Consider the following 26,173-nt stretch of genomic DNA (forward strand, 5'->3'; position numbering starts at 1 on the left):
AATTTGGAGCAAAAATGGGTGAGCCACATCTTTGTCCTAAGTGCGAGCAAAGGACGATTTACTTTGATGGGATCTGCTATGATTGCAGGCAAAAAGAGAAGCTGGAGTTTTACGAGGGTCTAAGCGAGGACGAGATTAAAAAGAGGCAGAAAAATATCCTAGCTCACACAGAGGAGATAGGCAAATATGATGAAATTTATAGTGATCTCACATATATTTTCTACCTGCACGGAATTTGCGACGAGCAGATAATAAGAGAAGTGACCAAAGAGTGTGAATACTACCCATTTGAAATTTATAAAAATGCCACAAGCGACGTGAGAGATGAGCTCATAAATAGTCTAAATGGCGCTGAAAATATCGTAAAAATAAATCACATCCTTTGCGCACTTGCCTGGCAGGGCGATGAGGTGGTAAGGGAGCTATTTTTTAAGCTCTATAATGCGTCAAAGCCTTGGAAGGCGAAGCTTCATGTTGATATGGACGGATATGCGCAGGTTGCTGGCTGGAGCTTTGATGGCAGTGGCAAGAGAAGAAGCCTAGTTTTTGATAAGTGTTTTACATGTGAGCCAAGCCAAAATGCAGATGCAAGCATTAAATTTAAAGCACTAAGCGATGAAAAATGTAAATTTTGTAGCGGCGAGATGCTGGAATTTATCATCAAAAAAGAGAGTCTAAAGCGACTTGGACTAGAGCTAAAAAACGATGCTGTACTTAAATTTTGTCCAACATGCGTTGGCTTGGTGCAGTATTTTTGCCAAAATGATGGCAATAGCGTGCAAACAGAGATAGTAGGCGAGGGTGATAGCGAAGATTATTTAAGAGATGCTGTGGCAACGCTCGATGGGCAAAATTTCGAGCTAGCTAGCGAGGTTTGCGCTCACTACTCATATATGATAGATAGCGAAATTTTGCTTGGTGGATATCCGCAGTGGGAGCAAGATGCTGAGCATTTAAAATGTCCAAAATGTAGCAAAAGCATGAAATATCTAGCACAAATTCCTCTTGGAAGTCTAGTAGATGGCGAGGGAACTATATATGTTCAAATATGTGATGAATGCGAGATCGTCGGGGCAAATTTTCAGTGCACGTAAAAGGCTAAATTTGTAGGAGCTTTTGAGCTAGAAATTTTGCATAAAACTATAAATTTATCTAAATTTACTAAGCGCCAGTAGCATGCTAAAAATGTCAAAAGCCTAGCCGCACTTGCTAGCTTTGCAAGCTTGATGGCAAAGAGATTGAGCAAATTTGGGAAGCGATGAGTAGCTTTAATAAATTTGCTATAATTACCCCATTTTAAGGGAGCGAGATGAACAATAGACTATTTTTTGGAATTTTTGTATTTTGCGCTTTAGCTTTGGTGGTCTATCTTTTTAAACCATATCTGCTTGATATTTTCATCGCAGCACTGCTTGCTGTCGCGGTTTCAAATGTCCAAATCGCATTTTTATCGCTCACTAAAAACCGCAAGACGCTTTCATCGGCTCTTACCACATCTGTGCTTCTTTGCTTATTTATCGCCCCACTTCTTTATGCGGTAGTTGAGATCGCAAAATACGCAGCTGGCTTTGATATAAACAATGTCACAAAGACTATCGAATTTATCAAAAATTATGATTTTAGGATGCCTGAGTCGATAAATTTTTTAGAGCCAAAGATAAAAGAATTTATCGGCGGACTTGATATTAAAATGCTTTTTTCTCAACTTGCGACAAACCTTGCAAGTCTAGGTAAGTTAAGCCTTAAATTTGGCGTTGATATGATTATTATTTTGGTCTTTTTCTTCTTTTGCAATCTTTATGGCAATGAACTAATCAGCTATCTAAAATATGCACTTCCGCTAAAGCAAGATGACACAGAGTCTATTTTAAGTGAGGTTGGCAACGTGATGAGCGTCGTTTTTTATTCAACCATCGCAAATATGATAATCCAAGGCTTTTTATTTGCTATTATCACAAGCTTTTACGGCTATGACGGCGTGCTAACTGGCATCTTTTTTAGCTTTGCTTCGCTTATTCCAGTTGTTGGCGGTATTTTAGCGTGGGGTCCTATTAGTATTTATGAGTTTGCAAATGGCAACATAGCAGCAGCGATAACTATCGCAATTTATACGATCGTAGTGATCTCATTTGCAGCTGATACGCTTTTAAAGCCACTTGTTATTAAATTTATAAACTCAAAGCTGGTTAAAATACCAACAAAGATAAATGAGCTTCTTATATTCTTTGCGATGCTTGCAGGTATCACGACATTTGGGTTTTGGGGCGTGATCCTTGGACCAGCGATCGTGACATTTTTTATCTCGACTATCAAGCTTTATACGCTTTTAAGAGAGAGAAATTTCGTATAAAATAGGAATAAATATGATCTATGAAGATAAATTTATAAAAATCGAGCGTGAAGACAATGAGCTTCCATGGATAAAAATTTTTACCATTAAGCCATTTCGTGAGCTAAGTGATTGCGACGAAGCGAGTAGGGCAAGACTGTTTGAAGCGATGCTTATAAGTGAAAAGGCGATGCTTGAATTTTATAAACCAACTAAGATAAATATTGCTAGTTTTGGTAACTACGTGCCACACGTGCATATTCATGTTATTGCTAGATTTAGTAATGACGCATTTTTCCCAGATAGCGTTTGGGCTAATCCAAAAAGAAAAAGCGAGCTTGCGTTGCCAGAATTTGATAAATTTGCAAAATTTTTAGAAGAAAAGTTAAGGGCTATTTTTGAATAAATATAAAAAATATCTTAATTTCTATATCGTTTTTATCTTTATCGTAGTACTTGGAGGGCTTTTTTACTTCCTTTACAGCTCTTATATGGCTGAAAAGATGCAAAATAATATGCGAGTCTTTTTTGATTACCAGGTAAAACAGCTTAATAAAAGTATAGATGATGAGAAATTTTCATCAATGGCGATCTCTATCTTGCTTGCTCAAAATGAGTCTATACAAATGTGCTTGCTAGGTCAAAGCCGCGATGAATGCATAAAAAATATCGAAAATTTAACCAAAACCCTTGGTGCAGCTTCGATGTATAACAATATTAAGCTTCACATTTATGATAAAGATCTAAAAAGCTATGTAAGGAGCTGGGATCTAAACAGATATGGCGATATGATCGCTAGTAGTAGGTTTTTAGTGCAAGAGTCAAGGCATCAAAACAAGCCCATGGTCGGCATCGAGGCGTGGTATGCTGGAACGCATATAAGGGCTGTCTCAAACGTAATACGTGATGGTAAAATTATTGGCAACATCGAGGTTTTGTTAAATTTTGACTCACTTGGAAATTATTTTAAAAAGCAAGGAATTGATCTATTTGTTCTTTTGGCAAAAGATAAGATGCCTTCACGTAAAAGCATTCCAAGTGATCAAATTTTAAATGATTATTACATCGAAAATTTAAGCAGTGCAAATTTAAATATAGTAGGTTTTTTGCGTGATATTAATTTCAAAGAATATGAATTTTACGTTTATAAAACACACTACTTTTGCGTGGTGCCACTAATAGACGCTAGCAACACGCAGATAGGTTACTACGTGCTTCATGTAAATACCAATGAAAAAGAGCGAAATATTTCACAAAATTATTTCGAGTCAGAAGAGCTTTTTTAATTTAAGCTATTTAATAAAATTTTTATTTGTATTTTAGATAGAAATGGTGGAAGCGAGGGCTACCATATTTAAAATAAATATACCTATAATAGAGGATATTAGAAAGATTTTTTATTTTTAATATCCGTAAAAATATCCGTTTATTTTTTATCGTATAACTTTATAAAATTTAGGAAAATATTATCTACCCTTTTTAATTAAAAAAAGAGGATAACAAATGAACCTATCTCCTGAACTATATCTAAAATTTGCCAAAGATATCGAACCTGAAATTTTTGAAAACAAGACACCTAAATTCCATTTAGAAATAATCCGTTTTATTGACAGCGAAGGTCAGTATAAAGCTATAGCAGTATTTCGTGGTGCTGGTAAGACTACTTTATTAAATAAAATTTACGTATTAAGTCGCCTATATTTTGCTACCGAACCCTTTATTATGATCGTTTCGGCCAACGAGGACAAGGCGACAGCATTTTTGGAGGCGATCAAAGGGAGTATCGACAAGGCAGCTACTAAAGGCTATGCCATAGCTCGTGGTAAAGCTTGGAATAAAGGATTTATTGAGGTTATCGTAAATCAAGGCATGAAAGATGAAGACGGCAAAAGTATAGAGAAAAAATGCTACGTCGTCTCTCTCTCGGCTGGGCAAGATCCTCGTGGTATGAATATCGACAACATGCGTCCAACATTGCTGATTATAGACGACCTGGAGAGTAAGGTCGGCAGATACCCCATCGATTCAAACGCCAACCGCCAAAAGCTTCGCAGTTGGTTTTATGCGGACTTGCTCCCTACTCTGCATCCTACGCGTGGCAAGGCCGTGATACTTGGCACGATATTACATGAAGATAGCATTCTAAACAATATCGTAAACAATACGGAAGAGATGGATGCCAAACAAGACTGGACTTACATAAAAATTCCTATCATCAGAAATGGGACAAGTTCATGGCCGTCTCGCTTTTCGATGGATAAAATCAAAAAAATACAAAGCACCCTAGTCTCAAAAGGGCTAGCAAATGAATTTTATCAAGAGTATATGTGTGCTGCGATAGATCCACAAAAAGCTATCTTTAAGCGTGAGTATTTTAGATATTTTAAGGGTGTCGAATATAGGGCTGACGAACCTTTTACGACCGTTACCGTAACCGACGGTATAAATAAGCAAGAGCTAAAAATCAGGCGAGCAAATAAGATAGAGCTAGAAAATTGGGAGAAAATTTGGCTAAAAGAGTGCCAAATTTATACCGTGGCTGACATATCAAGTGGAAAAGGTAGGGATCAGACCGCCTACGTCACCTTTGCAATAGATAGGCAAAATAGGCTTTTTATCATCGACATCACGAGCGGGTACTTTACACCGTTTGAGCGAAGCCTACGGATAATCGAAATTTACCTTACCTTTAATCCCGCGCGCATCGGCATAGAAAAGGCCGGCATGCAAAACGACTTTTTCTACACGATCGATACTATTCAAAAATTAACGGGCGTAAATTTGCCAATAGATCCGCTTAGTCACGGCGGCAACTCCAAGAATAAACGTATCTCAAATTTAGAGCCCTACTACCGTACAAGACAAATTTATCATAATGCAAATTTAAACGCTACGGATGAACTTGAGGCGCAGCTGCTGGGATTTGACCCAGAGACAGAGAGTAAGAGTGACGACATCATGGATGCGGCCGCATATATCTTGCAATATATCGCTGGGCGATTTTTTGACGAGAGCTATGATGAAATTTATGATGAATATACAGAGGAAGAGAGCTGGGTGTGAAAATAAATATAAACAAAAAAATAGTTTATATCTATGTTATAATTTTATTACGGACAATAAAAAGGTGTATAGATGTTAATAAGCTTTGGTGTATCTGGATATAGATCTATAAATGAGAAGGTAGAGATAAATTTTGATGTTTATAAAAACCAGCGAATAAAAGGGACGAAGTATGAGCCAAATTATTTTTTAGATAGAAAAATAAAACTTGCTAAAAGTGTAGTCCTTTTTGGTGATAATGCAGCAGGCAAAAGTAATGTTTTGAAGGCCATTGGTTCTTTCAAAAGAATAGTAGCTAGAGGCATTAATCTTGATATAGAGACCAAAAATATAAACAATAAATCAGATAAAACATCTTATGAGACAGAATTTTTAATAGATAACGATATATATGAATACAATTTAACTTTAAATAAAAATGGCGTAGTAAGTGAAAAATTGATTAAGAATGATACGATTATATATGATTTTAAAGACAATAAACTAACGTTTGAAAAACATCCAGCTATTGGAGATATATTATCAGTTCAATCAAAGGAGATAATTTTAAAAAAGATAGAGGACAACAAAATACCAGAAATAGATAACTTTTTGCAAGGGTGTGTCGTAGGATCGGCTGAAAGTAAAATTTATAGAACATATAGAGTACTTGGCACAATGCTCAGAAATAGAAGTTATTTTTCTGCTACTATAGTCCCATTTCCTACTTTTGCTAAAGACCAGATAGAGAGTAATCGCGATATTTTTTTAAAAATACTTAAAATTTTAGATAAGAGTATAGAAAATTATATCTTTTCCAAAATAGATGAAAATAGATACTGCATGATTTTAAAAAGAGACAATAGAGATTTTCCTGTTGAAGAAGAGAGCAATGGAATTAAAAAAATCATATCCATATTGCCATCTTTATTGTCTGAAGATAAAAACGATATGATATTTGTTATAGATGAACTTGATAGCTCTATAAGCACAAAAGCCTTAATAAGAATTTTAAATGGGGTTATTAACTCGTCAGAAAATAAAAAAGCGCAATTTATCTTAAGCTCGCACAATCCAATGATATTTGATACATCGTTTCTTAATCCATCTCAGTTATATATAGTATCTAAAGAAAACTGCGATACAAAAGTAACATGTTTAGATCAGTTTGAACCTATAAGTTATAGAAGAAAAGCTTACCTAAACTATCTTAGGGGCGATTATGAGTAGGCGCAAAACTAAACTTTGTAAAAATTTAAGTGCTAGTATTAAAATTATAGTTTTAGTAGAAGGGCAAACAGAAAAGAATTATTTAAAAGAGTTGAAAAATAAATTATTAGATAGTAGTTTTAAGCTAGATATAGAAAATATATGCAATGGCAACTATGCATCTTTTTTAAATAAGATAGCTGAATATAGGGGGATAGATACTCCTATATTAGTAATTGTTGATCTGGATAGAGCAGCGAATAATAAAGTAGAATTAAGTTATCTAGAAGAGTTAATAGATAAGCTTGTAAAGATTAACAAGCAAAACAATATTTTTTTAACATATCCAGAGTTTGAAACATTTTTGTCTGCTCATTTTGATCCATTTTGTAATGACCTTAGGGGTAGACTTGGGTTTATAAATAGTGACGAGATAAAATCTAGACCAGATATCCTTAATAAAATAGAACAACATGGCGGAGATTTTGAAAATACAAAGAAGCATTTTAACAATAATAATCTTTTTTGTTATAAAAAAGATTTCTCGGCTGCCTTAATTGATAAAAATCATATTATGAAAAGGCAATCAACTCTCATAAATTTTATAGATTACTGTAATAAAATTAAAGAGTCTCGTTAAAAATCTCATTAAAATAGTTTTATACGTTTTTTAGGAAAACCATAGATTAGACTACACGTAAAAAACGGAGTAGTCTATGAATGAGGACTTAAATTTAATTAAACAAGCATTTAGTGATCTTGAGCAGCATAAAAATAGATTCCTAGAATGTGAGCGAGCATTTCGTGCTGAGTATGAGGGTGAAGATAACCGCACTACAAAACGAAAAAGCTCTGAGAGAAGCCGTTCTAAACTATACATCCCACTAATAAAAACCACCATTTTTATCATTCATGCAATTTTTAAAACAAGCTTTATGAGTGATCGTTGTCCGATAGAGATCACACGTGTTGGGCGTAGAAGCGATAATGATCTAATCTTGCAAAATGCACTTACTGCTGTATTAAAAAATAGATGGAAGAAAAAAGAGCATCGCGTTGGTTTAAGTAAAGCTGTCATGAGCGCTTTATACCTACCTCTTGGTATAGTAAATTTATTCTATGACAAAGAGCAAGGCGATATCGCTACGCGCTTTATCCCCATCACAGATCTAGCCTTTGACAAATACGCAAGCGACATCAACGATATAGAATACGTCTGCTACAAGTGGCGGCAATCGGTGCGCCAGGTCGAAGAAAAAATCAAAACGAAATTTTATAAAAGCAAAGACAAAGAGCTCATCCTAGGCTCAAAGGCAGAGTGGAGCCAGAGGGTGCAGATGAAGGATATTTACAAAAAAATCTACGTAAACGGCCGACAGATGTGGGAGCTAAAGAGCTTTGCTAATGATTTTTTGGTAAGAGAGACGAAATTTTCGACTCTGCCGTTTCACTTCGGCTACTGTATAGACTCGATGCCTAGCGTCGAGGAGAGCATGCGCGAAAAGGAAAACGCCGTATACGGCTCGTGCGTGCCGGAAATCGTTAAAGAAATCCAAGAAGAATACAACATCAAGCGCAATCAAAAAATCGACATCACCGAGAATCAAATAGATCCGTCGTTTGTAGTGGATAAAACTAGGGGCGCAGTGGCGGTAAGCGACGTGATGGCAAGGAAAAAGGTCATCAGGGTGGAAACGGATATGGGTGCTAGAGTGAGCGACGTGATAATGCCTTTTCCGGTGCCGCCTACGTATCAGTTAAGCGAAGAGATAAATATGCTCGGCAAAGAGTACGAGATAGCTACGGGCGTAAATAGCGTGATGACCGGGCAAACTAGCCCGAGCGATCGTCGTGCTATGGGTGCGCTACAAACGGTGAACGCCGCAAGCTCGATGAGAATAGAGAGCATGATGCAGACCTTGCTAGAAACTATGCTCTCAAGCTATGCGCAGCACTTCGTAGAGCTGCTCTATCGCTTCGTAAGCGACGATGAATTCGTAAAAATCACCGAAGACGAGAGCGTGATAGACGCGATCGGCACGCTTGCGCAAAGAAAGGCGAACCGCTTAGACTTTGACATTTCCGTAAATTTCGGCACGACGATAGCAAATGAAGTAAAAATCAATCAACTAAACGGGCTACTGGGCGTGCTAGCCCAAAATCAAATAAGCTCGCCGCAAATAACGGGCGAAATCGTCAAAGAAGTATTGACTTTAATCCTTGGTGAAAATGCGCCAATAGAGCAAGTTGATCAAGCTATGGCACAGATGATGGCGATGCAAGAAGCTACACAAGCACAAGCTGCAACGCAAGAGGAAGAAGATCAAATAAAAAACGAACCTAGTGAAGAAGATATGGAGATGGCGGCCTTGGCAAACGGTGGAATTTAGTGTTAAAAAGTATAGATTAGGACAACCATCTTGCTTATAGTTTGGCTTTGCTTAGGCAAGGAGTTTTGTATGTTTTTTAGGATACTGGTAAATAAAATAATAAAAATTTTAAAGGAGAAGAAATGGCATATAAGGACAAATACGAGTTTCTTGGTGTTATCGTCGCTTTGGCTACAAACGGACTTAGTGTCTATAAAAAAGGCGAAGAAGAGGGGCAGATTAGCGGTGGAAACATCGGCGATGTTGTGGTTAGGGCTAAGGGCGAGGATGGCTTTGCCACCGTAAGCATTATAGGTGAGCAAGAGTGGGAAGAGATGCCACAAAACGAGGCGGCCGAGACCGAGCTGAAAGAAATCGCATCTAGCGCAAAAAATCTCGCACCAGAGCTAGCTAAAGCTAAAAACGAAATTGAATGCTTGAAAGCTGAAATTTTAGAGGCAAAAGGTGAGGCAGAGCGTTTTAAAGAGGAGTGTGCAAACTTACAAGACCGCGTGAGTGATTTGGCTGGCGAAAATCTAGCTTTATCGCAAAAAATTCAAAAGCTTGAAGCTGAGAATAAAAAACTAAAAGAAGCGACCAAGAAGGAGGACAAGAATAAGACTGATAGCACTCCTAAGACAAATGAGTCGCAAGGTTTAAATTTAGGAGGTAATGAGTAATGGATTTAGATGGGATCTATGATCAAGATTTAGAGGGTGTAGCGGCTGCGGAAGAAACACAGACGCAAGAAGGCCAAACTGCTTTAAAAAACGCAGATAAACCACAGGCACAGGCAGAGACTAAAGCACCAGCTACTCCGCAGCCTGATGACTCAGTAAAACTCAACAAAGAAGAGTATGCGGATTTTCAAAGAATGCGCCAAGCCGCGCAACTTTCGCAGATGGAGACGGATTTTAGGAAGAGTTATCCGGACTTTGATATGCAAAAAGTCACAGACAAAATTTTAGAGATGGATGAGAAAAACCCTGGCACTGGTGATGTACTACTGACTCCAGTAGGGATTGAAAACGTCTATCTAAAATTTTTCCATGGCAAGGCACAAGCACAAGTTGATGATGAATTTGACATAGCACGGGGGACTGGTGGTGGTGTGAGCGTAAAAGAGCTCATCGGTAAGATTAACAAGGGTGAGGCTAACGATAGCGAGAAGCAGGCCTTATATGCAAGATTATTTTAAGGAGTAAAAGAAAATGGCTATAAAAACTGGATTAGTAACTGCTGAAGAGGCTTTTGGCAGTAAGGGTGTAGTACTTGAAAACACTATAAAACAAATAGGATGGCAATCTACGCCTTTTTATAGTGCAATAAGCACAGCCGCACCCGCGGATAGAAGTACGAGCGTGGCGGTAGGACATAAATGGTTTTATGATGAGTTGCCTGATGGTGACGCGGCTAATGCGCATGCAGAAGGTGGAGCTAAAGCAACAGCTAAGTATTTTGTTGGTAATACTCTAAGCAATCATTTTCAAATAGTTAAAAATACATACGGAGTTTCTGGATCACAAGAGCCGGCCAAAGATGTAGCAGGCAGAGGCATTCTAGCTAATCAAGGCGAGATGGCTTCCGTAGAACATAAAAAGTCCATAGAGAAAATTTTGCTTTCTTCTCAGACAGCTGTACAAAGAGTAAATAGTGGTGGTTCTCCTGTAGTCGGAAAATGTGGTGGATTAAAAAGTTTTTCTACCGCAAATAATACAATCGATGCAAACAATACAGACTTAACTATGCAAATGATTAGAGATCTACTAAAAATCGGCTGGAGCAAAGGTAGGCCTTATCAATTCTTAATGGTAAATGATAAGCAAAATGATAGGCTGCTAGATATTCTCGACAAGATAAAACAAGCCAATATCACACAAAAATACCTAGAAGAGGATCTACTTGCCATTAGAACTAGCTACGGCGATGTAAAGGTTATGTTAAATCCATTCTTAGATCAAAATGAGATCATTGCCTTTAGAGCTGATGACATCTTTAAAGTAAATTGGCGTCCAATGATGACTAGAGAGCTTCCAACTAGCAACGATGCTGTAGAAAAAGAGATTATTAGTGAATTTACACTTCGTGTATGTACTCCTGTAGCATTTGGATGGCTTAAAAAGTTAAAGGTGTGAAAAATGAATTATGAGGCGTTTTTGCAGCGTTTGAAGGTATCTATTAGGGGAGATATAAAACTCCCTGATTTTGAAGAATTAAAATCATTAGTGGAAGAGACAGCAGCAGATATATCGCGTGCGGTAACGCCTCTTGAAATGATAGAGATAGATCATAGAAATTTCGACGTCGAATATCATATAGATAAAAGACGTTTCGTGAGGAAATTTAACACGCCTAAAAACGAAAAAGATGTAGTCGATTTTCTTGACGAATCGCTTTTAAAGGCACTCGTTTACGGAGTAGCTAAAAAAAGGGCGCACGCCGAGTTTTATGCAAAATATCATAAATTTTATCTACAAAATTTATGCGAATACGAACTAAACAACTTCGACGAAAGAGCTTATGATTTGACCGAGGCTCTTAGAATAAAGGGCTGGCTAAAGCCTTATAAAATAGATTATGCGCTAGATCCTTACTATTCATGGGATGAGAATTTTATAAAAAGACTTGATTACTACATGGCCAATATAGTCTATGGAGTAAATGACAATTTGCAGCATCCGGAAAAAATTTTAAATAGCGATGAGCTTGGATATAGGAAATTTATATATCAATTTATCGCCTATCAAAGCGAAGCTTCTTTAGAAAACGGCGAGCATGCTGATAGAGAGGATTTAAGAGCGCTTGATAGGCTAATGAGCAAGAAAATTTTAGGGGAGTGAAAAAATGGCGGATAAAGAATTTACGCAAATTTGTAAAGAGATTTTAGGAGTTAGCAAAAAGCTTGAAAAAATAGAGCCTGAAGAGCTGAGAAAAATAAAAACAAATATAGAAAGAATAAGCGAAGCAGTAGCCGCAGATAAAGCAATATTTGATACAAATAAAAAAGATTTTGATGGTAAGTATAATAAAATCGCCGAAATAATAAAAACATTCGATACTTTAAAAGCCCAAATAGAAGAGGTTCTAAAAAGCGGCACAATAAACGATAGTGCAGAGGCTTTGATTTCTACATTCTCATCAAAAAAAATCATGGATCTTTTTAATGAAGCAAAAGGAGTAGTAGATGAAAAATTTAGCACTATACATAAAAATGGCATAACTCCTTGGAACTCTACATTAGAGTATCCTGCTGGTGCCATTAGTGTTTTAAATAGTAAGCTCTATCAGGCAAAAATACAAAATACAAATAAAAACCCTAGTAAAAATAAAGAAATATGGCATGTCATAGCTAATGAAGAGTGGTGCGAGCAGACTTTTTTAAATAAAAATGAAAAGATAGACGCATACACTAAATCTGAGAGTGACAATAAATTTGCTCTAAAAACTGAGCTAACGGATGGCTTGCCAATAGGTGCATACCTAAGTTATCCAAGCCAAAAAACGATCCCTGCTGGGTTCTTAATAGCTGATGGCAGAAGCCTTAAGAAGTCTGAATATGCAGAGCTATTTAACGTATTAGGTTACATATACGGTGGCTCAGGCGAAAACTTTAACTTGCCTAACTTTTCTGACGGCAAGTTTATGCGTTCTATTGGAGGCAGCGCTGCCTCTTTAGGCGTGGTGCAACAAGACGCTATTGATGTAAATGGTTTACAGCTTAGAAGTATAGTACCAGATAACTTAGGTAATAGAAATGTTTATGGCACCTCAGGAAACGATTATAGAGCTGTTCAATATACATATTCTACTACTGGTGATGATATAGCTTACAAAAGTGTTGCAGGTAAGGAAGATAAACCAATATTTGCAACATCTAAACCTGCAAACGAAACTCGCCCCTGCAATATGGCGGTAGTGGTCATCATCAAGGTCAAAAACGTAAATACTCCAATAGCTGGGCAAATCGATAAAACAATACTTGCCACCGAAACAAAAGCAGGCATCACGAAGCTTAAAAATGCCATAACAGCCAAACAAGAGGATGCAGCGGTAACTGAAAAAGCCGTGAGCGATTTATTTTCACAGATAGATTTTAGGTGCGCTGCTAGAGTTATATTTAATGGGCAGGGCAGTGTTAGCATAATAGATAGTAAAAATATATCTAGTATTGTCAAAAACGGTGCAGGCGACTATACAATTAAATTCTTAAAACCAATGGAGGATACAAACTACTATATCTTCACGTCATTGGAGCCATTTAATACTGCTGGACCAAACCACGTAGCTCATCCACAATATCAAGGGATAAAAAGAGATAGTCTGAGAATAATCACTGGATATGGTGCGGCATCATTTTCAGATGAAACTAGGATTCAAGTAATGATTTTTATCAAATCAAAATAAAAAGGTTAAAAGATGAAAAAGATAATCTATGAAGAGAACGGAATAACCAAAATAATTACCCCAACAAAAGAGGCTTTAGATATTTTTAGTATAGAGCAGATAGCAAAAAATGACCTGCCAGAAAACACAGAGTATAAGATACTTGATGAATATGAAGCAAATAAGCTTCTAGCTCCTAAAATAGATGAAAAAGCAAAACAACTAGCCGAGATCGAAGCCGAGATCGCCGAGTGCGAAAACTATATACGCCACGCCCTAATTATTGGTAATAACGCCGTGCTTGAAAACTTAAGGGCGGAGTATAAAGAGTTAATAATTCAAAGAGAGGGGCTGAAATGAGAGTAAGAATAAAAAGGTGCGAAATCTGTGCATCAAGGCTGGACAAAGATGGTAACTGCACTTGGAGCGAGTGTCCAAAGTGCCCAAAATATCAAAGCGAGGTAAAAGATGAAGCTAAACCAAAAGCAAAAACTACAAATTCTTAAAAACATAGCTATTGAGTTACCTATCGAGATACTACACTTTATAGTAGTACCTATCGCTCTGCTAGCTTGCGATGAGAAAAGCGAGAATTTGCCTAAATGGGCGGCGTGGTTTGATGAGAACGACTACGGCATAAACGGAGACGATGGCTGGAAAAACGAGCATTTCCCAAACGGCAAAAATAAAACTTATTGGGCTAGGCTTTGTTGGTTATATCGTAACAGGATAGGAAACTTTAGCGCGAAGTATCTAGGCGTCAGGATTGAAGATATAGATGCAAGCAGTGTTAAAAGCGTAGGCGATACTCTAGCTACAGAAAACAAAGGAGTAAAAAGCACCCAGTGTCTAGTGACTTGCAAGATGAAAGATGGACGTGAGTGTTTTGGTTATTACAAAGAAATAAGATATGGCAAATCTAAGTTTTATTGCAGGATATATCTAGGCTGGAAGCTTATGGATATATGTGGAATGAATGAAGAGAACAAAAGCACATATCTTGAAGCAGATGATAAGAAGGTGCTTAAAAGTGTTTGGTGTGTAAATCCGTTTAAAAGGGTTAAATAGTGAAGCCGTCCATAAAGAATTTGGTGATCATAGTTACCGTCTATTGACGGCTGTATTTTTTGTAAATTTTATAAAACAAAGGAAACACAATGCAAAACTACATAGGAATGAAAGAGATTAAAGCGATGCCAATGAGTCGTGGCTTGCTAGCCAAACAGACGTTCTTGCTACTGACTGGGTACTAGTAGAATGAATTTCTTAATTGCAAATAAACTTTGGCTAATCGTAATTGGAGGGCTAATTGGTGTAATGCTGGGGCTTTTGTCTGAAATTTATAGTCTAAAAGGCAGCATTAAAGACGCTAAGGCTGAGCTAAAAGAAGCACAAAATGAGTTGGCACTAAAAGAGGCAATTAGTGCAGTTGTTAAAGCAAACCTCGAGGCGTGTAACGCAAAGATAGAGTTGCAGAATGCTAAATTTAAAGAGCTTGAAATAAAAAAACCTGATGTAAAAAAGACACAAGAAAAAGCTAAGAGCAAATTTGATGGTATCAAGCCACTGGTTACGCAAAGTTGCGAAGAGAAGTTGGAGCGTTGCGAAAGGATATTTGATGAGCTGGCACGTTAAGATCACGCTTTTTCTTGTTGCTATATTTTCAGGCTGTGCAAGTAAAGAGCCGCAAATCATTAAGCAAACGGAATATCAAGAGGTATATATCACAGTATCTTGCATTGACAAAATGCCACAAAAACCAGAACGAGATAGAAGCGATCCTGACAATCAAAAAAAGATAGCAGAGTATTTTAAAGCCTGCGAAGATCTTCTAAGGCAATGTGTGCATGCAAATGTACCGCAATCTAGTGCATCGGTAGCAAAAATGGGAGAAAAAAATGAGTGAGATTAAGCTACTACCAAAACCAAAAAGCAAAATTAGGCGCTGTTTGGTGCTGTTACTTGGCGGTTTATTTATGGTGGTGTTTAGTGTCGCCCTGTACCGCCTTTACGGCAATATTTTTTACAATGAAGAAATGAAGCTCACAGCTTTGGCCATCACTCAAGGTGTAGTAAATGTTCTTTTGAGTCCGGCAAAGATAGTTAGTATCTTTAGAGCATAGCCGTGGAACTACATTATTTGTTTTATGTATTAATCATAGGTTGTGCAGGATCTATCACCGCTTTTATAAAAAATGGTGGTAGAGGTATAAAAATTTTACTCAAACGGACGTGGGATGGCTGTTTTAGTGCATATGTAGTTTATGAGATAGCTTACTTTTTTGCCAAGGACGAACATGTGAGTTTTGCGATTTGTGGTGTGGGTGCTTGGATGGGAAGTGAGGCACTGATATTTGTTAGAGACTTTGTATCAAGCAAGGCTGGAAGGAGATACGATGGTTATGACGACTACGGCGGAAATTTTAAACACGAGGAATTTGGCGATGACAAGCAGTGAGATATTGCAAGGCATGCAAGCACAGCGCACCAGATGCGCCGTATGGAGTAGAGTTATGGGAGAGTGAGCGCCTTTAGAGGACGACGACGTCGTCAGTGCGCAAGCGAGTGAGCGAAGCATATCGCTTACGCGATGCTAGCGATGGGGTATTTGATGAAAATTTTAACACGTCAAAGCAATGTGTTAAAAAATCTTAAAAAGATTAACACAAGGAGTGAATATGGCAGATTTTAACAACGCTTTTCAAATTTTAATGAGTTTAGAGTTTAGTCGCCCTGAAAAAGCTTTACACAAAAATCCTACCGAGCGTGAGTGGACATTTATGGGGATATATCAAAAGTATCATTCAAGCTGGAAAGGTTGGAATGAGATACTTGCTGCGTTAGCTTATGGTGGTGATATCGAAAAAATATCAAGGGTACTGTTTGATAACAAGGATCTTCGTGATGAAGTTTGGAAATTTTACAAGCAAAAGTATTGGGATAGGATGAGGCTTGGTGAAATTAATAGTCAGCTAAAGGCCAATGAAATGTTTATATTTGGTGTAAATGCCGATACAAAACCTGCCATAAGAGTCGCACAACGAATAGCTGGTGTAGTAGATGACGGCATAATGGGTGAGATAAGCTTGGCTGCTATAAATAAAGTAGATGAAGAGAAATTTGACAAAGAGTTTGATAGAGCGGAGCTTGAACACTACAACATGCTAATTAAACAAAATCCAAAATTGAGAGTCTATGCTAATGGTTGGAGAAGAAGGGCGGAGGCAGTATGACTATTGAAGAATTAGATGAAAAAATAAAAAAACAACAGACTCAAATAGATGATCTAAAAAGTAAGGTTTTATCTTACGAGAGCTCATTTGGTGATATAAATAATGCCATAAATGCGCTATCTAGCAGGATAAGTGATATAGAAAATAATGGTATTAAGACGGCTGTTGGTGGTTTGCAAGAAGAGGTAAATGTACAGAAGTTAAAAATAAATAAATTAGACAGAATAAGAAAGGGATTAGCATGAGTGCGATCAATTATAAAGATAATTTTGTAGAAAATTTTGAAGCAATTTTGGCAAGTAGTACTGGCGAGCGCTCGATATATCAAAAGGCTTTAGCTCATATAAAAAGTGAGTTTGATAACTTTCAAATAACAGATGATGCTAGGGCTAAATTTATAACCTCGCTTATGGCTGAGATGACGATTGCCTTTACAACAAAAGCAATGGATGCAGCCGGCGATGTTGCAACCAAGGCTTTAACGTTAGAAAAAGAGCTTGAAGCTTTGGAGCTCAAAAACCAAGGGCTTAGAGATAGGCTAGAGCTTGATAAACAAAATTTACAGATGCAAATAGAGCTTACAAAGGCTCAAACCGAAAAGACAAAGGCCGAAACTAAGCTAGCTGAAGAGCAACAATTGGCCATAAAAGAGCAGATAAATGACAATAGAATAATAAAGGCTGGCATGATGACTGGTGACTTTATGCAAAATGTTTCTAATGGAAATCTTAGCGTACCTTCTGATATGTTTGAATACCTCTTTAATATAATAGATGAGATTATCAAAAGAGCTGGTATAAATATTAAAAAGGTAAAAAATTTTAATTTACCTAAAATAAAATGAGCAACGCGACTCCAAAGGGGGCATTTCTAAGCGAAGCAAAGCGAGGCTGGTAAAATGAGCCAGTTTATTGCCTTTAATGATGAATTAAACATAACAAACAAAGAACCAGATGATGCATTTAGCTATCTAGCTGGTGGAGAACTTTATGCTAACACCTTTGCTGCTGGTGCTGCTTACGTAATCGGCAGGGCTTCTAATATAAATTACACTTCTATCTTTTTACCTTTTTTTGTAGATAAGATCTCATCTATGATGGAGCTCAATGAGGATTTTGTTGAGTTTGCATTGATGCCTATGCAAATAATCTTTTATAAAACAGCCGATGAAAAGAGACGAGAAAAAGAGATATATGATGAGATAAGTGAAGATACCGACAAGATAGTAAAGCTAGCCAATAGGCTACATGAAAAAAGCGGTGGTAAGATGGGTTTTTCTATGGATGATGAATCTATTAGTAAAAGAACTACCACTGATGGAAATTTCCTTAGAGAGTTGGTGGAGCAAAGGCAAAAGGGCTTTTTTAAACAGACTTTGCAAAATATAGCATATACCAAATTTGGAGTTATTGGTGCGATAGTTGCCGGATGGGCTTATGATGGAAAGGTAAGTGGTGCTGTTGTAGCAGATGTCGTAAGTCAAGTCTCAACTGCAAAAATTGCAGATGTGGCCGCAGGGCTTTTAGGTAAAGCTTTAGGACTGCAAGCTGGATTTGCTACGCTAGGGCTTAGTATGGTACTAGGCTCTGTTTTAGATGAAGCCTTTGAAGTAGCTAGTGGTCTTGATATAAGCTATGGTTTTGGTGGTGATATAGCGGGGTTTAACGAGATAGGTCATGGGATATATGAAGCACCTTTATCTTTTTTGGATGGAGTAAAATCTATGTTTGGTGGTGTACCAACAAAAGATTTGGCATATGATAAAGAGAGCTATCAAAGAACTGGGCAAATAGCTGGCATAAAAACTAAATTTGGAATGTATATAGGTCAAGTTGGCGACAATCTAGTAAGTGGTAAAGAAAAGGGACTAAACAAGAAAGAAAGAGATAGTGCTTTGGGTATGGCTAGGAGTATGGCCAGGGATCTTGATAAAGCTTCAAAGATGAGTCGTAGCGACAAGAGTAGACAAAGGCAAGCTGAGAAACATGGTAGTTCTAGTGGTAGCTCTTCAGGTATGAGTCGTAGTGAAAAAAGTAGACAAAGACAGGCAGAAAAACATGGCAATGCTGGTAGAAATAGCTCGCATGATAGAAACGGCGCTGGTAGAAATAGTGCTAGTGGCGGAGCTATGGGATAGTAAAAATATATGTTTTTTAGGAAATAAGCTAGTAATAATATCACTAAAAAAAGGAGCTTAGTATGTGGGATTTTTTAAAAAATTTAGGAGATAAGGCTAGCCAAAATGCAGATGGACTAAAAGCATTTGGGTCGTTACTTGGTGCTGGTGCTGGGATATGGAGTGCGGTAGAGCAAGGCAGGCAAGCTAAAAAGCAAAATGATCTAGCCATGAAAAACTACAATCTAAATCTGCAAATTTTAAAAGATGAGAAAGCACGCCAAAAGCAGATGCAGCAAAATTTAGAGCAAGGTTGGGCTAGATCAGCAGCTGGCATGAGTGATAAGGAAGAAGAGGAGAAAAAGAAGAATGGGCTACTTTAATATAGAGTTTTTAAGACGTCCAGAATTAAGTCCGCTAAGTCCTAAGGCTGGGTATGCTGCAGCTCTTGGTGCTGTTGCAAATGGTGTAAAGGATATAGCAGATATAGGTCTAAATCGCCAAAAGATAGATGATGAGAACAAAAGGTATCAAGAAGAAAAACTTTTTAGAAATGATGAGCTAAATTTTAGAAAAAATTCACATAATGAAATGATGAAGGCTAGAGGTGATGAGCTAGCGTATCAAAAAGACAAAGACGAAAAAGACCGCATCTTTAATGAGAAAAAGCTAAGTATAGATGAGCTAAGAGCAAATAGAGATAGGGCTGTAGACTGGGCCAGGGTCAATACTCAAGCTAACTACTATAACACGCAAGCACAGGAGCGTACCGATAAAATAGAGCGACAAAAACAAGAAGATGCTGCTAATGTAGCGGCATTTAGACAATTTTTCCCAAATGAGACAAAGGGCAAGAGCGATGCAGAGGTTCTGGCCATAGGAAATATAATGCAGCGTTTTAGTAAAAATAAGGCTGCCACAGGTGATGATGACTGGGTGAAAGTAAACGCGGCTACATATAACGAATATGCACACCTTGGCGTGGCAAGAAATACCAAAGATGGATACTATCTTAATAAAAATTTTGTAGATGAGCTAACAAGGGAATCATCTGCTAGAAGTGAGGCAAAAGGCAATCAGGCTGAATATAAAGATAGACAAAAAGACTTATCAAAGAAAAAGCCACTTATTTTTGGTGATGATGGAGAGATGTAAATGGCTATTACCATACGTGAATATTTGGGCGATGAAAAGATAGCACAATTAGAAAGCATGGGCTTTTTGCCAAGCCTGATCACAGATATGGCTAAACGTCAGTATGCTGCCGATAAGCAAGCCAAACGAAATAAGCTATCTGACGCCGGGCTAGACGGCAAGTTGGTTCAAGGCATCATGCGCGGAGATATCAACGAGGAAGAAGCTAAAAATGCACAAAAATTTGAAGATTTTGGCCCAAAAAAACATGGCTGGACTCTTGGTGCTGCTAAGACGGTTGCAGGTATAGCTAACACTGTTGAGCGAGTTGGTGACTTTATAAATCCATTTTATGAAGGTAAGCGTGATAAAGATGGAAACTATATCTATCAAAATGGCCTAGAAAATTCTCTGCGCCCTAGGATAAAAAATGTTGAGAATATGCGAGATGACTACGAAAAGGCTACTGGCGAGACGTCATGGGGTAGCCGTTTAGCTGAAATAGGCACAGAGATGGTTGGCGATCCTATAAATTTTATAGGTGGAGCTGGACTGCTTAGCAAAGGTAGCAAGTTAGCACAATTTGGTAAAAAGACCTTATTTTTCGCAGGTACTGGTGCAGCAAGCGGTGGTGTAATGGCTCTTGGTGAAGGTAAAAACGATGAAGAGACATTGAAAAATATAGGCTACGGTGCAGCTGGTGGTTTTGTTTTAGGGCACGCAATAGATCAAGGCATCCAAGGCATAAGTAAGCTCATAGCAAAGCGTCAAGCAAGTAGGGTGGCAAATGAGGCTGATGCGATAGACAATGCTCAAAATAGTGAGTTTTTAGACGGCGGCAATAGTGCCAGTGGAGATGGCGTGGGCGCTGAGTTAAAAGAGGCTCAGACAATGACTGCTGGGGAGTTTGCCACAAAAGAGGCTGGGCTTGATGAAGATACGGCCACAAATGTATTAAAAGAGGCTATGCAAGGCAAAGAAAAAAGCGACTGGACGGATGCAGACACTTATGCAGATATAGTTAAATTTAAAAACTTCGAGATCCAAAGAGACTACGCTAAAGCTTATGGTGAGCGGATACAAACCGCACAAGCTAGTATAAATAATGCAAGAGAGCAATCAGCCATAAGATACGCAGATACACAAAAAGCCATTAATGAATATCAAAAACAAGGTATGTCACCAAGTGCGACTAGGGAGCTAATCAATGCTAAATTTAAGCCAAGTGCAGATGAAATAAACTACACTAGAGCCTATAACGACGGAGCAGACGTGGATGCTAGACTTGCTGGACAAGGAATATTTTATGCGCTTGAAAAAGATATTGCAGCACAGGCTTATACTCCAGAAATTTATGCCACAAGGCTAAAACAAAGAGGTTTTAGTGATGAGAGTGTGCAGGCCTTTACACAAGCATACATAAATAAAGATATAAACATTGCCAAAGACTATGCAAATTCAAAAGTGGCCCAGGCGTATGAGAATAAAATTCAAGCACAAATAGCTAACGAGATCAGAGATAGAGATGAATTAGGGGGTGGTTTTGTCAATGAAGAAGCAAAAAATAACGGATTATCAGATAGCGTTTCTGATATCGGCGATAATGCAAGCCGAACAGGAGAACGACAAGGAGACGATGAGGAGATATTACGCAAAGGCGGACGCAATACTTCAAGCACTAGCCAGACAAAGCGGACAGCCCAGAGCGATGAGCAAATGGAGCAGCAACCAGCCTTTAAAACAGATGGCGATACTGATGCCACAGCTGCAAGCAAGCAAATGGTGGAAGAACAAGGAAGCGGCGATAATGAGATAAGAGGACATGTAGGGCAAACGCAAGAAGAGTATAAAAAGCTTGTAAATGAATATGATATTGATAAATTCTTAAGCGATAGAGAAAATGTATTATCTAAAGATGCAAGGCATGGAAAAAGTAGGATAACTGACAGAACCATTGAAAGCAACGACGGAGTTGGCGGCTGGGAGTATAAGCTAACTCCAGCAGGTTATGAAAAAAACTATAAGGCTGATTTTTTAACTACAAAAGCTGACGTCGCAAAGATAAGAGCTGGCAAGATGGATGAGGCTACTTTTAATAAACTAAAATCTGATCTTGAAAGCAGCGAAGCACTCGGCTATGAGTATAAAAAAGGGAGTGAATATGCTGATATGGAAGACTTTGAGCGAGAATTTGGAAGTCTATATAATCCAAAAGGTGGCAGAAATATCAATGCTAACTCTCACATAGCAAGTGGTTTGGTTGCTGGCACACTAAATTCTATCGATGAAGATGGAAGCTTTAATCCAAATAGATTCGCAGCTGGATTTTTAGTGGGGCTTGTTGGTAGCAAAGCTGCGGTTGTAGCACTAAAAAAAGTTGCTCCAAAGTTTTATGACAATCTTATGAATACAGCAAAAGGTTTTTCAAATAAAGGTATAAAGGAAATAAGAAGCGAGATAGAAAAAACAAACGGCATAGTGCCAATCAAGGAATTTGGCGAAAATTATGCGGAGTTTTATCATAATGGTGAAGGTGCTGTGCAAAAACTACTAGCCGAAAAACAAGGGCAAGTAGCAGGTGCTTTTTATAGAAAAGAGTTAGGCGATATAGATCTTGTTTGGGGAAAAGTTTGGCAAGATCAAAAAGGCGCATTGCAAGGATATGGACTGGCTAAAATCAAGGCAAAACATCCCGAGATAACGGCTGAAAATTTAGACGATGTGATAAAAAACGGACAAACAAAAATAAGGCAAAATGAAGCGATTCAAATAGAAAAAGATGGTTATAAAGTCGTATTAAAAAATAATTGGATGGGCGAAAAAACACCAAATAAATGGATAGTAACAGCTTATGAAAAAGAGAGGAAAGTATCAAGTATATCATCTGATACTTTTACAAAAGGAGATAATCATCCTTTAACCTCTAATGAAATTATACCACAACAAATACAAAAGGGAGCGTATCGAGATAGAAGTAATGCAAAGTCGGAAAACGCTAAGTTTGTTCAGTCTAGCGATATTACAAGCAAAGACGTTGAGGCTAACGCAAAGGATAGTTCTGTTCTTTTGCCAACCGACGATCATATTATATCCAAAATCACAGAGACATCAAGTGTATCATCTGATGTCTTTACAAAAAGGGATAATCTCACTTCAGCCGCTTTTGAAAAAGATAGTGCTTTTGCCAGCAGGACAGACTTTGACAAAACTCCTATCAAAGCGGACGTGAAGACTGCCACGCCGAGCGATTCTGTCCAAGGCTCTGTGGTGAAGCCCGTAGAACACTCCTTGGACAATAACGTCCGAAGCTCTGGCGATATAAAATCCTTAGAACACTCTTCAGACGGTAAGGACGTTATACAGCAAAACGAGGAAAAAGTCTATCACAGCCGCAAGATAGAAGAGATAAAAAGCGAGCATCCAAACGTTGAAAAAGAGCTAGACGAGAGTATAGCGGCGATGAAAAAAGAGAGCTTTAACAACTCAAATTTTAAAGATGATCTGATAAGTAAATTTGATAAAAAAGAGATAGCTACTAGAGGGCTTGGTAAAAGCGTAAATTTAAACAATAAACAGCTAACCATCCTAAGAAATGATATAAAAAACGCAGACTTTAAAGTAATCAGCGATAGTAAAATTTACTTTGACAAGATAGGTAAAGATGGAGATAAAAAGAGATTTTTTATAGATATAGCAGAAGATGGAAAGATAAGAATAGATGCATACGCAAAGTCTCAAATAGATAATATACCTATAAAAGAGAATGCGCTTCAGGAGTTAGCTGGCGTAGGAGATAGAGCAAGGCTAAAAAATATGAGCTTTGAAGTAAAGGCAGCATACTTTAATGAGCTAGATCCTATCAAAAAAGAGGCAATACTAAAGACTGCCGAGCTAAATAAGCTAAAAAAGGCAGCTCAGAGTGGATATAAGGTGGCCATAGCTAAATTTGAAGAGTTTAAAGCTAAAAACCTAGACAAAGATGGAAATATAAAAGACGGATTGAGGTTGTGCTAATGAGTGAAAAATGTCCATTAAAAGAGATCCAAGAAAGATCAGGTAAGCTACTAGACCGTTGGGCGCTAAAGGTTGATGATACCTTTGATAAGGCAAGCCTTGGGCTTGATAAAGCTGCAAAGTGGGCTGATGAAAACATACCATTTGCTGGCAAGTTATTAGATATTAGAGAGCATGCTAAAGATATAGACGATCTGCTAGGAGAATATCATAGAACAACAGCTGCTATATATACTCAAGCTGGGCAGTTTAAAGAGTATCTTGGCAAACTAAGCCTAGAAAATAGAAAGGCGATGTTTAAGGCGCTAGATGGTGAAATGGATCCCGGCGAGCTGCCTGAGCACGTAAGGCCGCTATACGAAAAAGTGCGTAAGACTATCGATAACGGCGCGCAGGCTCTAGTGGATGCTGGAGCACTAGAATCAAAAAATGTTATCAAAGACTACGTCAAGCACTACTATAAAAAGCACCTAGACGAGGCTAAAGAAAACGGCCGTATCGCAAAGGCGCTAAGGCAAAGCAAATTTTTTGCTAGAAAACAGATGAGCTGGGAGCAAAAGCAACTAAGGCAGATCGAGGACGATGCGGCCTTCGCGGTCACAAACACGATCCTAGAGCAAAAAAAGCAGCTCCTTAAGGCTCAAACACTAAAGCTGTTTGCGGATAAATTTTCAAAAGATGTGCCACCTGAGGGAGCTGAGGGGCTAAAGTGGGTGAGGATGTCTGATGAGAGTGCAGGCGGTGGTATAAAGAAGTATGGAGCACTAGCTGGTAAATACGTCCCTGAAGACGTCGCTAAAGCCCTAGCTGAGGCTGAGATGCTAGGGCGTGAGATGGCGAAATTTAACAATATGTATTTTAAACTGATTGATCACGTCAAGGTAAATGTGACTGTAAAAAATCCTTTTACACACTTATATAACTTTGGCTCAAATATGGCTCTAGCGTTTTTGCATGGAGATTTTAATGAAGCAATTAAAACTACGGCCGCATGGATGAGAGGGGATAAACAGTTTAAAAAGTGGGAGAATCTCGCTAACTCGCTAGGGCTTGATAGTCATCTAAACGATCTCGAAGGTCTGGTAAAGCCTTTACAAAGCGAGTCAAAAGGCAATATCTTAACCAAGGCATTAAAAGAAGCGTATATGGCCGAGGGTAGCTGGAGTGGCGAGAAAGCTAGATATCTATACTCGATGGAGGATAAGGTATTTAAAATAGCTAGGTTTAAGAAAAATCTTGAAATTATTGCCAAAGACAAGGGCTTTGACGTAAATGACTTTAGCAAATTTAGTGCAGATGAGCTAAAGGCTGCGATGAAAGATGCGCAGTATTCATATGTTGATTATTCTACTCACTTCAATGGCACTCTAAAAATGCTTGATAAAACGGGGGTTCAGCCATTTTTACACTATGCCGTAAAATCAACTCCGATGGTGGTAAAGGCTGCATTAAAGCGTCCGGATAGATTTTTGATGATGCAAGCTATGCTGGCTTATGGTGGCGGCAGTGCGTGGCTGGGCACTGATAATGAGCGAGATAATCTAGCAAAGCCAGAATGGGCAGAGAGTGGTGTACTACCAAACCTTGTGGGTATAAAAAGCTGGATGAGAGTTGGTAATACAAACTGGTATTTTAACTCTGGCCGCTTGGTGCCTGGCTTTAGGTTTGATGGATTTGACAAGCTAGAGTTTAACGGAGGCTTTGTAGGAGGGGCTATAAATATAGCAAGTGGTAAGAGTACGCTAGGCTATAAGATAGAAAGTGATGATGATCCTAATACTGTAAAGATGACAAAAAGGTTGCTTGAGCTAACTAAAAGCTACTTTCCGCCACTCTCGCCTCTTGGCCGCTACGGACAACAGTTAGGAGCGCAGGCGGTGGCCGACATCACTGGAGCAGATATCGCGCCAAAAGACTACAATAAAGATGAGCTAGGCTTTGGCGGTATAATAGCAAGAGGTGCTGGTGTAAGGCGCTTTGACAAGAAAAAAGAGTATGGCAAGGAGCTAAAAAAGGCTCGAAAAGAGTATGAGCAGTTTGTGCCTGTAAAGATACCAAACTCAAAAGATGAAGAGAAGGTGGCAAAGGCAAAAGCTCACAATGAAAGGGTTGCAAAGCTAAGTGTTGCAGATCTGCGCGAGGCTAAGGCGAGGGCGGAGGCTAAATTTAAGCGTATAAAAGACGCTGCGAGTGCCGACGGTGTGAAGCTAGACATAGGGCTTTTGCGTCAAAGTAGGCAAAGTGGCGGTTCTTTTGGAAGCTCTAAGATCAGATTTCCAGAGTAAAGGGAGCTCCTTTACTTTTAATAAGATTTCGGTTATAATTAACCTACAATTCACCGGGG

The 26,173-nt window shown here is 38.3% G+C and carries 28 protein-coding genes and 1 pseudogene; all 29 read left to right on the forward strand.

Annotated elements, in window-relative coordinates; genetic code table 11:
• The first annotated feature begins 14 nt into the window (after positions 1 to 14).
• Positions 15 to 1,094, forward strand: a complete 1,080-nt coding sequence (locus tag G6W45_RS06255) for a cytochrome C (RefSeq protein WP_194167888.1) — start codon at positions 15 to 17, stop codon at positions 1,092 to 1,094.
• A gap of 215 nt (positions 1,095 to 1,309) precedes the next feature.
• Positions 1,310 to 2,350 carry an AI-2E family transporter gene (locus G6W45_RS06260; protein WP_084042133.1) on the forward strand — a complete coding sequence of 347 codons (1,041 nt, stop codon included), beginning with the start codon at positions 1,310 to 1,312 and terminating at the stop codon, positions 2,348 to 2,350.
• A 13-nt stretch (positions 2,351 to 2,363) separates the two neighbouring features.
• Positions 2,364 to 2,735: an HIT family protein gene (locus G6W45_RS06265; protein ID WP_194167889.1), complete on the forward strand. Its 372-nt coding sequence runs from the start codon at positions 2,364 to 2,366 to the stop codon at positions 2,733 to 2,735.
• Positions 2,728 to 3,615 carry a cache domain-containing protein gene (locus tag G6W45_RS06270; protein ID WP_194167890.1) on the forward strand — a complete coding sequence of 296 codons (888 nt, stop codon included), beginning with the start codon at positions 2,728 to 2,730 and terminating at the stop codon, positions 3,613 to 3,615. Before G6W45_RS06265 ends, G6W45_RS06270 begins: the two co-directional genes overlap by 8 nt.
• A 217-nt stretch (positions 3,616 to 3,832) precedes the next feature.
• A complete protein-coding gene (locus G6W45_RS06275) occupies positions 3,833 to 5,392 on the forward strand; it encodes a hypothetical protein (RefSeq protein ID WP_194167891.1) in 1,560 nt (519 codons plus the stop codon).
• 72 nt (positions 5,393 to 5,464) lie between these two features.
• A complete protein-coding gene (locus G6W45_RS06280) occupies positions 5,465 to 6,601 on the forward strand; it encodes an AAA family ATPase (RefSeq protein ID WP_194167892.1) in 1,137 nt (378 codons plus the stop codon).
• Positions 6,594 to 7,220, forward strand: coding sequence for an RloB domain-containing protein (locus G6W45_RS06285; protein WP_194167893.1), 627 nt, complete (start codon positions 6,594 to 6,596; stop codon positions 7,218 to 7,220). The genes G6W45_RS06280 and G6W45_RS06285 overlap by 8 nt, the downstream gene beginning before the upstream one ends.
• 76 nt (positions 7,221 to 7,296) lie before the next feature.
• Positions 7,297 to 8,970, forward strand: coding sequence for a portal protein (locus G6W45_RS06290; RefSeq protein ID WP_194167894.1), 1,674 nt, complete (start codon positions 7,297 to 7,299; stop codon positions 8,968 to 8,970).
• 122 nt (positions 8,971 to 9,092) lie between these two features.
• Complete coding sequence (locus tag G6W45_RS06295; RefSeq protein WP_194167895.1) at positions 9,093 to 9,629, forward strand: hypothetical protein; 537 nt, start codon at positions 9,093 to 9,095, stop codon at positions 9,627 to 9,629.
• Entirely contained in the window at positions 9,629 to 10,147 is a 519-nt protein-coding gene (locus G6W45_RS06300) for a hypothetical protein (RefSeq protein ID WP_194167896.1), read from the forward strand. Before G6W45_RS06295 ends, G6W45_RS06300 begins: the two co-directional genes overlap by 1 nt.
• 13 nt (positions 10,148 to 10,160) lie before the next feature.
• Complete coding sequence (locus G6W45_RS06305; RefSeq protein WP_072595176.1) at positions 10,161 to 11,084, forward strand: SU10 major capsid protein; 924 nt, start codon at positions 10,161 to 10,163, stop codon at positions 11,082 to 11,084.
• A 3-nt stretch (positions 11,085 to 11,087) separates the two neighbouring features.
• Positions 11,088 to 11,789, forward strand: a complete 702-nt coding sequence (locus G6W45_RS06310) for a hypothetical protein (protein ID WP_194167897.1) — start codon at positions 11,088 to 11,090, stop codon at positions 11,787 to 11,789.
• Positions 11,790 to 11,793: 4 nt separating this feature from the next.
• Positions 11,794 to 13,353, forward strand: coding sequence for a phage tail protein (locus G6W45_RS06315; RefSeq protein ID WP_194167898.1), 1,560 nt, complete (start codon positions 11,794 to 11,796; stop codon positions 13,351 to 13,353).
• Between the two features lie 12 nt (positions 13,354 to 13,365).
• On the forward strand, positions 13,366 to 13,692 hold the full coding sequence (locus G6W45_RS06320; protein WP_194167899.1) for a hypothetical protein: 327 nt from the start codon (positions 13,366 to 13,368) through the stop codon (positions 13,690 to 13,692).
• Positions 13,689 to 13,838, forward strand: a complete 150-nt coding sequence (locus G6W45_RS06325) for a hypothetical protein (protein ID WP_194167900.1) — start codon at positions 13,689 to 13,691, stop codon at positions 13,836 to 13,838. Before G6W45_RS06320 ends, G6W45_RS06325 begins: the two co-directional genes overlap by 4 nt.
• Positions 13,801 to 14,400, forward strand: coding sequence for a DUF7338 family protein (locus tag G6W45_RS06330; protein WP_194167901.1), 600 nt, complete (start codon positions 13,801 to 13,803; stop codon positions 14,398 to 14,400). Before G6W45_RS06325 ends, G6W45_RS06330 begins: the two co-directional genes overlap by 38 nt.
• A 130-nt stretch (positions 14,401 to 14,530) precedes the next feature.
• Positions 14,531 to 14,593: pseudogene (locus G6W45_RS10105) on the forward strand (Thoeris anti-defense Tad2 family protein); the annotation flags it as partial.
• Positions 14,590 to 14,967, forward strand: a complete 378-nt coding sequence (locus G6W45_RS06340) for a hypothetical protein (protein WP_194167902.1) — start codon at positions 14,590 to 14,592, stop codon at positions 14,965 to 14,967. The pseudogene G6W45_RS10105 and the gene G6W45_RS06340, both read left to right, overlap by 4 nt.
• Positions 14,951 to 15,238: a hypothetical protein gene (locus G6W45_RS06345; protein WP_194167903.1), complete on the forward strand. Its 288-nt coding sequence runs from the start codon at positions 14,951 to 14,953 to the stop codon at positions 15,236 to 15,238. Before G6W45_RS06340 ends, G6W45_RS06345 begins: the two co-directional genes overlap by 17 nt.
• Entirely contained in the window at positions 15,231 to 15,455 is a 225-nt protein-coding gene (locus G6W45_RS06350; protein ID WP_194167904.1) for a hypothetical protein, read from the forward strand. Before G6W45_RS06345 ends, G6W45_RS06350 begins: the two co-directional genes overlap by 8 nt.
• 2 nt (positions 15,456 to 15,457) lie before the next feature.
• Positions 15,458 to 15,790: a hypothetical protein gene (locus G6W45_RS06355; RefSeq protein ID WP_194167905.1), complete on the forward strand. Its 333-nt coding sequence runs from the start codon at positions 15,458 to 15,460 to the stop codon at positions 15,788 to 15,790.
• 220 nt (positions 15,791 to 16,010) lie between these two features.
• Positions 16,011 to 16,565 carry a glycosyl hydrolase 108 family protein gene (locus G6W45_RS06360; RefSeq protein WP_194167906.1) on the forward strand — a complete coding sequence of 185 codons (555 nt, stop codon included), beginning with the start codon at positions 16,011 to 16,013 and terminating at the stop codon, positions 16,563 to 16,565.
• Positions 16,562 to 16,810: a hypothetical protein gene (locus G6W45_RS06365; RefSeq protein WP_194167907.1), complete on the forward strand. Its 249-nt coding sequence runs from the start codon at positions 16,562 to 16,564 to the stop codon at positions 16,808 to 16,810. The genes G6W45_RS06360 and G6W45_RS06365 overlap by 4 nt, the downstream gene beginning before the upstream one ends.
• Positions 16,807 to 17,409, forward strand: a complete 603-nt coding sequence (locus G6W45_RS06370) for a hypothetical protein (RefSeq protein WP_194167908.1) — start codon at positions 16,807 to 16,809, stop codon at positions 17,407 to 17,409. Before G6W45_RS06365 ends, G6W45_RS06370 begins: the two co-directional genes overlap by 4 nt.
• Positions 17,410 to 17,463: 54 nt before the next feature.
• Complete coding sequence (locus G6W45_RS06375) at positions 17,464 to 18,702, forward strand: hypothetical protein (protein ID WP_194167909.1); 1,239 nt, start codon at positions 17,464 to 17,466, stop codon at positions 18,700 to 18,702.
• A gap of 62 nt (positions 18,703 to 18,764) precedes the next feature.
• Positions 18,765 to 19,064, forward strand: coding sequence for a hypothetical protein (locus G6W45_RS06380; protein WP_072595426.1), 300 nt, complete (start codon positions 18,765 to 18,767; stop codon positions 19,062 to 19,064).
• Positions 19,051 to 19,836 carry a hypothetical protein gene (locus tag G6W45_RS06385; RefSeq protein ID WP_194167910.1) on the forward strand — a complete coding sequence of 262 codons (786 nt, stop codon included), beginning with the start codon at positions 19,051 to 19,053 and terminating at the stop codon, positions 19,834 to 19,836. The genes G6W45_RS06380 and G6W45_RS06385 overlap by 14 nt, the downstream gene beginning before the upstream one ends.
• Entirely contained in the window at positions 19,837 to 23,829 is a 3,993-nt protein-coding gene (locus tag G6W45_RS06390; protein WP_194167911.1) for a putative barnase/colicin E5 family endoribonuclease, read from the forward strand.
• Complete coding sequence (locus tag G6W45_RS06395) at positions 23,829 to 26,114, forward strand: hypothetical protein (protein ID WP_194167912.1); 2,286 nt, start codon at positions 23,829 to 23,831, stop codon at positions 26,112 to 26,114. Before G6W45_RS06390 ends, G6W45_RS06395 begins: the two co-directional genes overlap by 1 nt.
• The last annotated feature ends 59 nt before the right edge of the window (positions 26,115 to 26,173 follow it).

This window comes from Campylobacter concisus (assembly GCF_015229955.1).
Classification (GTDB): domain Bacteria; phylum Campylobacterota; class Campylobacteria; order Campylobacterales; family Campylobacteraceae; genus Campylobacter_A; species Campylobacter_A concisus_AT.

Excerpts from the sequence above, each read along its gene's own strand:
- G6W45_RS06280 (WP_194167892.1), top strand. The coding sequence starts at position 5,465 with ATGTTAATAAGCTTTGGTGTATCTGGATATAGATCTATAAATGAGAAG.
- G6W45_RS06385 (WP_194167910.1), top strand. The coding sequence starts at position 19,051 with ATGGGCTACTTTAATATAGAGTTTTTAAGACGTCCAGAATTAAGTCCG.
- G6W45_RS06320 (WP_194167899.1), top strand. The coding sequence starts at position 13,366 with ATGAAAAAGATAATCTATGAAGAGAACGGAATAACCAAAATAATTACC.
- G6W45_RS06265 (WP_194167889.1), top strand. The coding sequence starts at position 2,364 with ATGATCTATGAAGATAAATTTATAAAAATCGAGCGTGAAGACAATGAG.
- G6W45_RS06285 (WP_194167893.1), top strand. The coding sequence starts at position 6,594 with ATGAGTAGGCGCAAAACTAAACTTTGTAAAAATTTAAGTGCTAGTATT.
- G6W45_RS06375 (WP_194167909.1), top strand. The coding sequence starts at position 17,464 with ATGAGCCAGTTTATTGCCTTTAATGATGAATTAAACATAACAAACAAA.
- G6W45_RS06295 (WP_194167895.1), top strand. The coding sequence starts at position 9,093 with ATGGCATATAAGGACAAATACGAGTTTCTTGGTGTTATCGTCGCTTTG.
- G6W45_RS06370 (WP_194167908.1), top strand. The coding sequence starts at position 16,807 with ATGAGTGCGATCAATTATAAAGATAATTTTGTAGAAAATTTTGAAGCA.
- G6W45_RS06360 (WP_194167906.1), top strand. The coding sequence starts at position 16,011 with ATGGCAGATTTTAACAACGCTTTTCAAATTTTAATGAGTTTAGAGTTT.
- G6W45_RS06325 (WP_194167900.1), top strand. The coding sequence starts at position 13,689 with ATGAGAGTAAGAATAAAAAGGTGCGAAATCTGTGCATCAAGGCTGGAC.
- G6W45_RS06255 (WP_194167888.1), top strand. The coding sequence starts at position 15 with ATGGGTGAGCCACATCTTTGTCCTAAGTGCGAGCAAAGGACGATTTAC.
- G6W45_RS06275 (WP_194167891.1), top strand. The coding sequence starts at position 3,833 with ATGAACCTATCTCCTGAACTATATCTAAAATTTGCCAAAGATATCGAA.
- G6W45_RS06395 (WP_194167912.1), top strand. The coding sequence starts at position 23,829 with ATGAGTGAAAAATGTCCATTAAAAGAGATCCAAGAAAGATCAGGTAAG.
- G6W45_RS06345 (WP_194167903.1), top strand. The coding sequence starts at position 14,951 with ATGAGCTGGCACGTTAAGATCACGCTTTTTCTTGTTGCTATATTTTCA.
- G6W45_RS06305 (WP_072595176.1), top strand. The coding sequence starts at position 10,161 with ATGGCTATAAAAACTGGATTAGTAACTGCTGAAGAGGCTTTTGGCAGT.
- G6W45_RS06380 (WP_072595426.1), top strand. The coding sequence starts at position 18,765 with ATGTGGGATTTTTTAAAAAATTTAGGAGATAAGGCTAGCCAAAATGCA.
- G6W45_RS06300 (WP_194167896.1), top strand. The coding sequence starts at position 9,629 with ATGGATTTAGATGGGATCTATGATCAAGATTTAGAGGGTGTAGCGGCT.
- G6W45_RS06390 (WP_194167911.1), top strand. The coding sequence starts at position 19,837 with ATGGCTATTACCATACGTGAATATTTGGGCGATGAAAAGATAGCACAA.
- G6W45_RS06290 (WP_194167894.1), top strand. The coding sequence starts at position 7,297 with ATGAATGAGGACTTAAATTTAATTAAACAAGCATTTAGTGATCTTGAG.
- G6W45_RS06350 (WP_194167904.1), top strand. The coding sequence starts at position 15,231 with ATGAGTGAGATTAAGCTACTACCAAAACCAAAAAGCAAAATTAGGCGC.
- G6W45_RS06365 (WP_194167907.1), top strand. The coding sequence starts at position 16,562 with ATGACTATTGAAGAATTAGATGAAAAAATAAAAAAACAACAGACTCAA.
- G6W45_RS06315 (WP_194167898.1), top strand. The coding sequence starts at position 11,794 with ATGGCGGATAAAGAATTTACGCAAATTTGTAAAGAGATTTTAGGAGTT.
- G6W45_RS06310 (WP_194167897.1), top strand. The coding sequence starts at position 11,088 with ATGAATTATGAGGCGTTTTTGCAGCGTTTGAAGGTATCTATTAGGGGA.
- G6W45_RS06260 (WP_084042133.1), top strand. The coding sequence starts at position 1,310 with ATGAACAATAGACTATTTTTTGGAATTTTTGTATTTTGCGCTTTAGCT.
- G6W45_RS06330 (WP_194167901.1), top strand. The coding sequence starts at position 13,801 with ATGAAGCTAAACCAAAAGCAAAAACTACAAATTCTTAAAAACATAGCT.
- G6W45_RS06340 (WP_194167902.1), top strand. The coding sequence starts at position 14,590 with ATGAATTTCTTAATTGCAAATAAACTTTGGCTAATCGTAATTGGAGGG.